General features: G+C 74.9%; 10 protein-coding genes. 4 read left to right on the top strand and 6 right to left on the bottom strand.

Features of this window, described 5'->3' with window-relative positions; all coding sequences use genetic code 11:
* Nucleotides 1–117 precede the first annotated feature (117 nt).
* The 3 genes from ilvA to ACZ402_RS03920 form a co-directional block, all read right to left on the bottom strand.
* A complete protein-coding gene (gene ilvA / locus ACZ402_RS03930) occupies nt 118–1,383 on the bottom strand; it encodes a threonine ammonia-lyase (RefSeq protein WP_375825982.1) in 1,266 nt (421 codons plus the stop codon).
* Entirely contained in the window at nt 1,380–2,675 is a 1,296-nt protein-coding gene (locus ACZ402_RS03925) for an AI-2E family transporter (RefSeq protein WP_375825981.1), read from the bottom strand. Before ACZ402_RS03925 ends, ilvA begins: the two co-directional genes overlap by 4 nt.
* Nucleotides 2,676–2,803: 128 nt before the next feature.
* Entirely contained in the window at nt 2,804–4,045 is a 1,242-nt protein-coding gene (locus tag ACZ402_RS03920) for a cystathionine gamma-synthase (RefSeq protein ID WP_375825980.1), read from the bottom strand.
* 193 nt (nt 4,046–4,238) lie between these two features.
* On the opposite strand from ACZ402_RS03920, the gene ACZ402_RS03915 reads away from it, so the two are divergent.
* The 4 genes from ACZ402_RS03915 (at nt 4,239) to ACZ402_RS03900 (ending at nt 7,736) form a co-directional block, all read left to right on the top strand.
* Entirely contained in the window at nt 4,239–5,033 is a 795-nt protein-coding gene (locus ACZ402_RS03915) for an SDR family NAD(P)-dependent oxidoreductase (protein WP_375825979.1), read from the top strand.
* Nucleotides 5,034–5,179: 146 nt separating this feature from the next.
* On the top strand, nt 5,180–5,860 hold the full coding sequence (gene msrA / locus ACZ402_RS03910) for a peptide-methionine (S)-S-oxide reductase MsrA (RefSeq protein WP_375825978.1): 681 nt from the start codon (nt 5,180–5,182) through the stop codon (nt 5,858–5,860).
* 133 nt (nt 5,861–5,993) lie between these two features.
* Nucleotides 5,994–6,830 (top strand): aldo/keto reductase, encoded by an 837-nt coding sequence (locus ACZ402_RS03905; RefSeq protein WP_375825977.1) that lies wholly within the window; start codon nt 5,994–5,996, stop codon nt 6,828–6,830.
* 54 nt (nt 6,831–6,884) lie between these two features.
* On the top strand, nt 6,885–7,736 hold the full coding sequence (locus tag ACZ402_RS03900; RefSeq protein ID WP_375825976.1) for a CPBP family glutamic-type intramembrane protease: 852 nt from the start codon (nt 6,885–6,887) through the stop codon (nt 7,734–7,736).
* 21 nt (nt 7,737–7,757) lie between these two features.
* Here ACZ402_RS03900 and ACZ402_RS03895 read toward each other — a convergent pair whose 3' ends face one another.
* From ACZ402_RS03895 to ACZ402_RS03885, 3 genes are all read right to left on the bottom strand, one after another.
* Nucleotides 7,758–8,609 carry a phosphatase PAP2 family protein gene (locus ACZ402_RS03895; RefSeq protein ID WP_375825975.1) on the bottom strand — a complete coding sequence of 284 codons (852 nt, stop codon included), beginning with the start codon at nt 8,607–8,609 and terminating at the stop codon, nt 7,758–7,760.
* Nucleotides 8,610–8,773: 164 nt separating this feature from the next.
* On the bottom strand, nt 8,774–9,430 hold the full coding sequence (locus ACZ402_RS03890; protein ID WP_375825974.1) for an SRPBCC family protein: 657 nt from the start codon (nt 9,428–9,430) through the stop codon (nt 8,774–8,776).
* On the bottom strand, nt 9,427–9,813 hold the full coding sequence (locus tag ACZ402_RS03885; RefSeq protein WP_375825993.1) for an ArsR/SmtB family transcription factor: 387 nt from the start codon (nt 9,811–9,813) through the stop codon (nt 9,427–9,429). The genes ACZ402_RS03890 and ACZ402_RS03885 overlap by 4 nt, the downstream gene beginning before the upstream one ends.
* Nucleotides 9,814–9,834 lie beyond the last annotated feature (21 nt).

Here is a 9,834-nt window from a genome sequence, read left to right as displayed (position 1 = left end):
CACCGACCCGCGCGTGGTGGCAGCCGCCGGGGTGTCGCCCGGGCGCGACCCCGTGGTCCCCATGTGCGAGAGGGGCCGCCTCTCCGTGTTGGGGGGGGGCCCACTTCTCGCATCTCGTCAGAGGCGGGGCGAGCCGCCGTCGCTGCGCTCGACGCGGTAGCCCTCGGAGCGCAGGTGCGCGACGAGCTCGTCGCAGTGCTCCGGGCCCTTGGTCTCGACCTGCATGCGCACCCAGGCCTCGCCGATCGCGAGGCCCACGTCGGTGCGGTCGTGGTCGATGTGCATGATGTTGCCGCGCGTGGTCGCGATGACCTCGAGCATCCGCGCGAGGGCGCCGGGGCGGTCGTCGAGCAGCACCTGGAGCTGGATGTACCGGCCGGCGGCGGCGAGGCCGTGCCGCACGACCCGCAGCAGCACGAGGGGGTCGATGTTCCCCCCGGACAGCACGACGACGACCGGGCCCTCGACCGGGTCCGCCGCACCCGCGTCGACCGCGGCCGTCCCCGAGAGGAGCGCCGCGACGCCGGTGGCCCCGGCGGGCTCGACGAGCAGCTTCGCGCGCTCGGCGACCATGAGCAGGGACCGGGAGATCTCCTCCTCGGTGACCGTGCGGACCTCGACGCCGTGCTGCGCCAGGATCCCGAACGGCACCGCGCCGGGCGTGCCGACCGCGATGCCGTCGGCCATCGTCGCGGCGAGCCGCGCCGTCGTCGGCGTCCCGGCCGCGAGCGAGCCCGGGTAGGCGGCGGCGCGCTCCGCCTGCGCGCCGATCACGCGCACGTGCGGTGCCGCCTGCGCGAACGCCGCGGCGAGCCCCGCGACGAGCCCCCCGCCACCGAGGGGCGCGACGACGGTCCGGACGTCCGGCACCTGCTCGAGGATCTCCAGCGCGATCGTCGCCTGGCCGGCCACGACGTCGGGGTGGTCGAACGGGTGGATGAACACGGCGCCCGTGCGGTCGGCCTCGGCGCGCGCGGCGGCGAGCGTCTCGTCCACGTCCGCCCCGACGAGCCGGACCTCGGCGCCGTACTGGCGCGTCGCCGCGACCTTGGGCAGCGCGGCGTCCACCGGCATGTACACGACGGCGCGGATGCCGAGCAGGCCGGCGGCGAACGCGACGCCCTGCGCGTGGTTGCCGGCGCTCGCCGCGACGACACCGCGGGCCTTCTCCTCGGCGCTCAGGCGTGCCATGCGCACGAAGGCGCCGCGCACCTTGAACGACCCGGCGCGCTGCAGGTTCTCGCACTTGAGCAGCACGCGGACGCCTGCGGCCTCGCTGATCGCGCGCGTCGTCTGGACCGAGGTGCGGTACGCGACGCCGTCGAGCAGGCGGGCGGCGTCGCGGACGTCGTCGAGCGTGACCGGTACCGGCCCGGAGGTCACCGCACCTCCCCGGGCGCGTCCTCCACGGGTCCGGCGTCCTGCGGTCCGACGACGGCGGAGTCCTCGCCGGCGCCCGCGCGGGTCCGACGGCGCGCGCCCACGTCCTCGAGGTCGGCCTCCGCGCGCGCGATGACCGGCGGTTGCGGGCTCCCCCGCACCACGACCCGGTCGTCGGTGCCGAGCTCGGGGAACTTGTCGTGCCCGTGCAGGTAGAGCACCACGGTGTTGAGGACCGCCGCGATCGGGACGGCGAACAGCGCGCCGACGATCCCCGCGGCGAAGCTGCCCGCCGCGACGACGAGCAGCACGGCGACGGGGTGCAGCGAGACCGCGTGGCCCATGAGGAACGGCTGGAGGATGTGTCCCTCGATCTGCTGCACGAGCAGCACGATGCCGAGCATGACCAGGGCCTGGACCCAGCCCTGCGCGACGAGCACGACGAGCACCGCGATGGACCCGGTGACGATGGCACCGACGATCGGGATGAACGACCCGACGAACACGAGGATGCCGAGCGGCAGCGCGAGGGACGGGACGAAGAACGCCGCGCCGATCCCGATGCCGACCGCGTCGACGGCCGCGACGAGGATCTGCGTGCGCGTGTACGCGGCGAGCGTCACGATGCCGCGGCGTCCGGCCTGGTGGACGTTGTCGCGCGCGCGCAGGGGCAGCAGCCCGACGACCCAGGACCAGATCGTGCGCCCGTCGAGCAGGAAGAAGAACGTGCAGAAGAGGGCGATGAGGGCGCCCGCGACCACGTGGCCGATCGTCGTGGCCGCGCCCAGCGCGCCGGAGACGATCGAGTCCTGGTTCTCCGAGACCGCGGTCCCGGCCTGGTCGAGCCAGTGCGAGATCGTCGTCGAGTCGAGCCCGAGCGGGCCGTCGGCGAGCCACTCGGTGAACTGCTCGAACCCCTCGACGGCCTGGTCGCGCAGGTCCTGGAAGCCGCTGACGATCTGCTGCCCCGCGATGGCCACGAGCCCCGCGACGACGACGATGAGCGTGATGAGCGCCGCTCCGGACGCGAGACCGCGCGACATCCGCAGGTGGCGCCGGAAGAAGCGCTGGACCGGCGTGAGCAGCACCGTGAGCAGGAGCGCGACCGCGATGGGGACGACGATCACCTTGAGCTGCGTGACGAGCCACAGGCCGGCCGCGATCGTCAGGCCGATGAGCAGCAGCCGCCACGACCAGGCGGCGGCCGAGCGCACCGAGTCGGGCACCGCCGCCGCGCCGGGGCGCCCCGGGGGAAGCGGGTCGGGGGTCCTGTGCTGGTCCGTCTGCGCGCTCACAGCGCCACCCTAGGTGAGCGCCCCTCCGCTCGCGGCGCTGAATACCCGCGACGCGCCCGGTGTGCGCAGGATCTCCCCACCGCGCCTGGTGTGCGCAGGATCTCCCGGCCCGCCGGGTCGGCCCGGGCCTACCCGAGCGCCTGGGTGAGGTCCGCGACGAGGTCCTCGACGTCCTCGATGCCCACGGAGAGGCGGACGAGGTCGTCGGGGACCTCGAGCGCCGTCCCGGCGACGGAGCCGTGGGTCATGCGGCCCGGGTGCTCGATGAGCGACTCGACGCCGCCCAGCGACTCCGCGAGCGTGAAGACCTGGGTCCGTGCGCACACGTCGAGCGCCTTCGCCTCGCTGCCCGCGCGGAACGACACCATGCCGCCGAACCCGCTCATCTGGCGCGCCGCGAGCTCGTGCCCGGGGTGCGACGCGAGGCCGGGGTAGATCACCTCGGTGACCGCGGGGTGGGCGGCGAGGAAGTCGGCGACGGCGGCGGCGTTCGCCTGGTGGCGGTCCATGCGCACCGCGAGCGTCTTGAGCCCGCGCAGCGTGAGCCATGCGTCGAACGGCCCGGCGACGGCGCCGGACGCGTTCTGGTGGAACCCGACCGCGCCGGCGACGTCCCTCCCGCCCGCGGGCGACGCGAGCCCGCCCGGCAGCTGCGCGCCCGTCGCGACGACGAGCGCTCCCCCGACGACGTCGCTGTGCCCGCCGACGTACTTCGTGGTCGAGTGCACGACGACGTCCGCCCCCAGCGCGAGCGGCTGCTGGAGGTAGGGGGTCGCGAAGGTGTTGTCGACGACGAGCAGCGCCCCGGCGTCGTGCGCGACGCCGGCGAGCGCCTGGATGTCGCTGACCCCGAGCAGGGGGTTGGTCGGCGTCTCGACCCACACGACGCGCGTCTCGGGGCGCACCGCGGCCCGGACCGCCTCGACGTCCGTGAGGTCGACGGGCGTGTGCTCCACGCCCCACGGCCCGAACACCCGGGCGATGAGCCGGTACGTGCCGCCGTACGCGTCGTCGGGCACGATCACGTGGTCGCCGGGGCGCACGACTGCGCGCAGCAGCGTGTCCTCCGCGGCCAGCCCGGACGCGAACGCGTACCCGCGCGCGGCGGGCGACCCGTCCGCCGTCGGGCCCAGGCCGCCGGACTCCGCGGCCGCGAGCGCCTCCTCGAGCGCGGTGCGCGTGGGGTTCGCGGAGCGCGAGTACTCGTAGCCGCCGCGCAGGCCCCCGACGCCGTCCTGCTTGTACGTCGAGACCTGGTGGATGGGCGGCACGACGGCGCCGGTCGTCGCGTCCGGGTCCTGGCCCGCGTGGATCGCACGCGTGGAGAAGCCGGTGGTGGTCCAGTCGGGGTGCTCGCTCGAGGTGGTCACCCGACCACCCTACGGCGCACCCCCGGCGCCGAGCAGGTGGTCCTGGTCCGTCCCGCTGCCCGGACGAGCCAGGACCGCCTGCTCGGCGTGCCGGGAGCGCCTGCTCGGGCGCGCGGTGGCGGTCGGCGGGGTCGCGGGTCACGGTGGGAGGCAGGGCGGCGCGGGCCGCCGGCGACGCGGAGGGAGCGCACGGATGCGGATCGACCTGGAGGGAAGGAGGGCGCTCGTCACCGGCTCGGCACAGGGCATCGGGCTCGCGATCGCGCGCGCCCTCGCGGAGTGCGGGGCGGCGGTCGTGGTCAACGGGCGCTCGGAGGAGACGTCGCAGCGGGCTGCCGACGACGTCCGCGAGCACGTGCCCGGTGCCGACGTGCTCGGCGTGGCCGCGGACCTCGCGACCGACGCGGGCGCGGCGGCGGTGCTCGACGCCGTGCCGCACGTCGACGTCCTGGTGAACAACCTCGGCATCTTCTCGAGCGAGGACCCGCTCGCGATCGACGACGCCACGTGGCGCCGCTACTTCGAGGTGAACGTCCTCGCGGGCGTGCGGCTCACGCGCGCCTACCTGCCGGGGATGATCGAGCGCGGGTGGGGCCGCGTGCAGTTCGTCGGCAGCGACTCGGCGGTCGTGATCCCGGCGGAGATGATCCACTACGGCGTGAGCAAGACGGCGCTGCTCGGCGTCTCGCGCGGGTTCGCCAAGGCGGCGGCGGGCACGGGCGTCACGGTCAACAGCGTGCTCGCCGGCCCCACGCACACGGGCGGGGTCGAGGCGTTCGCGCGCGAGCTCGTCGGCGACGACCTGCCCTGGGACGAGGCGCAGCGCGTGTTCATGCGCGAGCACCGCCCGCAGTCGCTGCTGCAGCGCCTCATCGAGCCGGAGGAGATCGCGCACCTGGTCGCCTATCTCGCGTCGCCGCTGGCGTCGGCGACGACGGGTGCGGCCGTGCGCGTCGACGGCGGGTACATCGACTCGATCGTCCCGTGAGAGGCTCGGGCGGTGCGCCCGTCCGGGCTCGTCGGGCTCCGGCGCCGACCCGGAACACCCGCCGCCCGTGCGGCGTTCTACCCCGTGCCAGGACGATGCGTCGTGGGCCAGCGCCCCGGTCGTCCGGGTACTTCAGGAGGTAAGCGATGAACTCGATCTTCGACGCGATCTTCGGCTCGTCCGGCAAGACGACGATGATCGCCCCCGAGGACGCGCTGCCCGGGCGCCAGTCGCCCGTGCTGCAGGCACCGCGTCCCCACACCGTGCTCGGCACGTCCATCACCGGCCCGTGGCCCGAGGGCACGCGCGTGCTGTACCTCGCGATGGGCTGCTTCTGGGGCGCCGAGGAGATCTTCTGGCAGGTCCCGGGGGTGGTGAGCACCGCCGTCGGGTACATGGGCGGCACGACGCCGAACCCCACCTACGAGGAGGCGTGCACCGCGCGCACGGGCCACACCGAGACGGCGCTCGTCGCGTACGACCCCACGAAGGTCTCCGAGGAGGAGCTCCTCAAGATCTTCTGGGAGCGTCACGACCCGACGCAGGGCTACCGCCAGGGCAACGACGTCGGCACGCAGTACCGCTCCGCCGTGTACTGGACGACGCCGGAGCAGGAGCAGGCGGTCCGCGACACCGCGGCGCGCTACTCCGCGGTGCTCGAGGCCAAGGGCTACGACCCGGTCACGACCGAGATGCGCCCCGCGGCCGAGGCCGGCCCGTTCTACTACGCCGAGGACTACCACCAGCAGTACTTGAGCCCCGCCAAGAACCCGAACGGCTACCGCTGCCACGCGACCACGGGCGTCCGGTTCCCGAGCGCCGCGTAGCGCCCGCCGAGAGGTGAGTCGTGGCCCCTGATCCCTCGTGGATCGGGGCCACTTCTCGCATCTCGCCCGAGGGTCCCTGGCGCCCGGTCCCGCCGGGGTGCGTGCCGCGCCCGGCCCGACGCAGGATAGGCCCATGACGATCCCCACCCTCCGCGCCCAGGACGGCACGACGATCCCCGCGATCGGGTTCGGCACCTACCGCCTCAACGGTGAGGAGGGGGCCGACTCGATCACCCGCGCGATCGACGCGGGCTACCGGTTGGTCGACTCGGCGTTCAGCTACGAGAACGAGGGCGCGGTCGGCGCGGCGGTCCGGCGTGCGGACGTCCCGCGCGACGACGTGATCGTCACGTCCAAGCTCCCCGGCCGCCACCAGGCCCACGACGACGCCGTCCGCACCGTCGAGGAGTCGCTGTTCCGCACCGGTCTCGACCGGATCGACCTGTACCTGATCCACTGGCCGAACCCGCGCGTCGGGCGGTACGTCGAGGCGTACGAGGCGCTCGTCGAGTGCCGCGAGCGCGGGCTGGTCCGTCACGTGGGCGTCTCGAACTTCCTGCCCGACCACCTCGACGCGGTGGTCGCGGCGACGGGCGTCACGCCGCTCGTGAACCAGGTCGAGCTGCACCCGTACTTCCCGCAGGCCGCGCAGCGAGCCGCCGACGCCGAGCGCGGGGTCCTCACCGAGGCGTGGAGCCCGATCGGCCGCGCGAGCGACCTGCTGCGCGACCCGGTCGTCACCGCGGTCGCCGCGGCCCACGGCGTCTCCCCCGTCCAGGCGATCCTGCGCTGGCACGTGCAGCTCGGCGTCGTGCCGCTGCCCAAGGCGTCGTCGCCCGACCGCCAGCGCGAGAACCTCGACGTGTTCTCCTTCGAGCTCACGACCCCGGAGATGAACGCGCTCACGGGCCTCGCCCGGCCCGACGGGCGCACGAACGACCAGGACCCGGCGGTGTACGAGGAGCTCTGACCTCCCCGGCGCGCGGCACGTGCCGCGCACCGCCGGTCGTGGCACCGTGTGCGGGTGACGTCCCCCGCCCTCGCCCCGGTACCCGACGCCGCCCGACCGCCCTGGGCGGTCGGCTCGCCGCTGCGGCTGCTCGCCGCGGTGCTCGTCTCCGGCTCCGCGGTGCTGCTGTTCGCGGTGCACGTGCGCCCGCTCGGGTACGTGCCGCTCGTGCTCGGCGTGGCGCTCGGGCTCGCCGTGGACCGCCGCCTCGGGCGCGACCTCGCGCTGGTCGGCACCGGCATGGCGATCATCTCGACGATCTCGCTCGAGGCCGACCTGTCGGACGCCGGGATGGTGCGATTCGCCGTCGTGCTGTCCCTCGCCGTGCTGGTCCCGTGGGCGCTCTCGCGGTTCGCGTTCCGCGAGCACGCGATCCGGTTCCCCGTCGCGACCGGGCGGCGCTGGACGCGGGGGCAGATCGTCTACCTCGTCGTGGTCGTCGCGGCCGGGTACCTGATCCTGCCGTTCTACTTCATCGGGTCGGGCGCGTACCTCAACTGGCCGGAGATCACGGGCGGGCAGGAGATCGCGCGGTTGTTCGTCGGCGTCAACGCGGTGGGGATCTGGGACGAGCTGTTCTTCGTGTGCGTCGTGTTCGCGCTGTACCGCGAGCACTTCGGCCTGTGGACGGCGAACGTGCTGCAGGCGGCGGTCTTCGTGTCGTTCCTGTGGGAGCTCGGGTACCGCGAGTGGGGCCCGCTCCTCACCGTCCCGTTCGCCCTGGTCCAGGGCTGGATCTTCTCGTGGAGCAAGTCGCTCACGTACGTCGTCGCGGTGCACCTGCTGTTCGACGTCGTGGTGTTCGCGGTGCTCGTGCACGCCCACCACCCGGAGCTGTTCGACGTCTTCGTCACCGCGCCGCGCTGACGGCGCCGCCCGTGGGCAGAGTCAGGACGGCCGCGCCAGCAGGACGCGGCGGACGCCGTCCACGCGGCACGCGGCGGTGACCGCGACCGTCGCCGGGCCGGCGAGGACCGTCACCGTCGCGACGACGACCGCCACTCCGACCGCCGCACCCGCGACGACGTCGTGCGGGAAGTGCACGCCCTGGGCGACCCGCGCGGACGCGACGGCGACGGCGAGCGCCACGGGCAGCACGACCCACAGCGCGACGTCGCGCAGCGGAGACCGGTAGGCGTGCCGCGCGGGCACCGCGCCCGGGACGCGCACGGCGGGCGCACCCGCGAGGACGACCGCCGTCGCGAGGGCGAACGCGATGGCGGTGTGGTTGCTGGGGAACGACCAGTCCCCCGCGGCCGGGCAGTGCGCGACCTCCACGAGCTCCCAGCACCCTCGCGGCTGGCGGACGAGCGACTTCACGGCCTCGCTCGCCGCGTAGGCGGCGACGGCGCCCGCCCCGGCGACGAGCGTCGTCGCGACGGCGGACGCCCCCGCACGGCGCGACCGCCACGCGACGACCGCGCACAGGCCGAGGAGGACGAGGACCCCGCCCTCCGCGACGAGCTCGGACCCCGGGAGATCGGCGGTCCGCGCCGTGATCGCGAGGTACAGCGCCTCGCTCGGCCCGCGCAGAAGCCGCGCGACCAGCACCACGAGCGCCGCCCCGACGAGCCACGACACCGCGACGAGCACCTGGCCCGCAGCCCGGGACGACGCGTCCGCGGGCGGCTCCGGCAACAGGCGCGGGGTCGCGCCGGGCACCGCGTCGAGCGGGGTGCCGAGGGACGCGGCGGGACGGTCGAGCAGGGTCGACGCACGGGACGAATCGGGCGGGGTCATCGCACGAGGGTAAGCCGGGTGAACGGCGGGTGAACATCCGCCCCACGGGGGATGTCCGCCGTCGTCCCTCCCCCCGAGGCCGGACACTCGCGCGACGACGCCGAGACGCGACCGCACGCGCGTGAGGCACGGTCACGAGCGGCCACGCGCGCGTGCGACGCGGTTCAGCTCGGCTCGGGGGCGTCGTCCGCGGGGACGTAGAACGCCGTCGTGGCGGCGACGCGCGCGGCGACCTCGTCCGCGCCCAGCCCGTCCGCGGCCGCGAGCGCCGCCCCCCACGCCTCGCTGCTCGCGGTGTTGAACACCCGTAGCTCGGGGCTCGCGAGGACCTCCTCGGGGTCGAGCGGCCCGGCGCCGTCGAGGTGCAGCGCGAGGCCCAGCAGCGCGCCGTCCCAGCCGACGCCGACGGCGCCCGGGCCGTACACGTCCCACATCTCCGGCGGCACGACGGCGGTGTGCTCGAGCGTGAGGGTCGTGCCCCCGTCGGGTGCGGGCGCGAGGCGGAGCTCGACGACGGAGGAGTCCTCCGGCGTCGGCGGGCCCATGACCCAGGTGAGCCGGAGGAGGGTCGGCGCGTCGCACGCGCGGATCTCGCCGCCCGCGTTGCCCTCGACCTGGTACGTGCCGCCGACGCGGAAGTCGCCCGTGACGGGCAGGAACCAGCGCGGGATGCGCTCGGGGTCGGTGACGGCGTCCCACACGTCCTCGACGTCGGCCGGGTAGGTCCGCTCGATCGTCAGGACGCGGGCCTCGCCCGCGGGGAGCGTCCCCGTCCCGACGGAGCGTCGTGCGGCCTCGAGCTCGGCGATGAAGTCCTTCATGCTGTCCTCCTGGTGGTGTCGGTCGGGCGTCCGGCGTCCTCGTCGGCATCCGCGGCGCGGCGCCGCTCGCGCGCACCGCGAGCGAGCTCGGTGCCGAGCGCGTCGAGCCGCTGCTCCCAGAACCGGCGCAGGCTCGCGGCCCAGTCCTCGACCTCGTCGAGCGCCGCGGGGTCGAGCGCGTAGAGCCGCCGGGTCCCCTCGGGCCGCACGGTGGCGAAGCCGCTCGTCCGCAGCACCCTGAGGTGCTGGGACACGGCCGGCTGGCTGATCCCGAACTCCTCGCCCACGAGCGCGGCGAGCTCCCCCGCCGGCTGCTCGCCCCGGGCGAGGTGCTCGAGGATCCGGCGCCGGACCGGGTCGCCGAGGACGTCGAACGCTTCCACGGGACCCATGTTTCACTCGTC

It is taken from the genome of Cellulosimicrobium sp. NPDC030954 (genome assembly GCF_055571305.1).
The sequence above is the reverse complement of the archived record's forward strand: the minus strand, read 5'-3'. Positions and strand labels throughout refer to the sequence as shown.

What these genes read in the sequence shown, in the direction of transcription:
- ACZ402_RS03915 (WP_375825979.1), top strand. Translation starts at nt 4,239, where the DNA reads ATGCGGATCGACCTGGAGGGAAGGAGGGCGCTCGTCACCGGCTCGGCA.
- msrA (WP_375825978.1), top strand. Translation starts at nt 5,180, where the DNA reads ATGAACTCGATCTTCGACGCGATCTTCGGCTCGTCCGGCAAGACGACG.
- ACZ402_RS03905 (WP_375825977.1), top strand. Translation starts at nt 5,994, where the DNA reads ATGACGATCCCCACCCTCCGCGCCCAGGACGGCACGACGATCCCCGCG.
- ACZ402_RS03895 (WP_375825975.1), bottom strand. Translation starts at nt 8,609, where the DNA reads ATGACCCCGCCCGATTCGTCCCGTGCGTCGACCCTGCTCGACCGTCCC.
- ACZ402_RS03890 (WP_375825974.1), bottom strand. Translation starts at nt 9,430, where the DNA reads ATGAAGGACTTCATCGCCGAGCTCGAGGCCGCACGACGCTCCGTCGGG.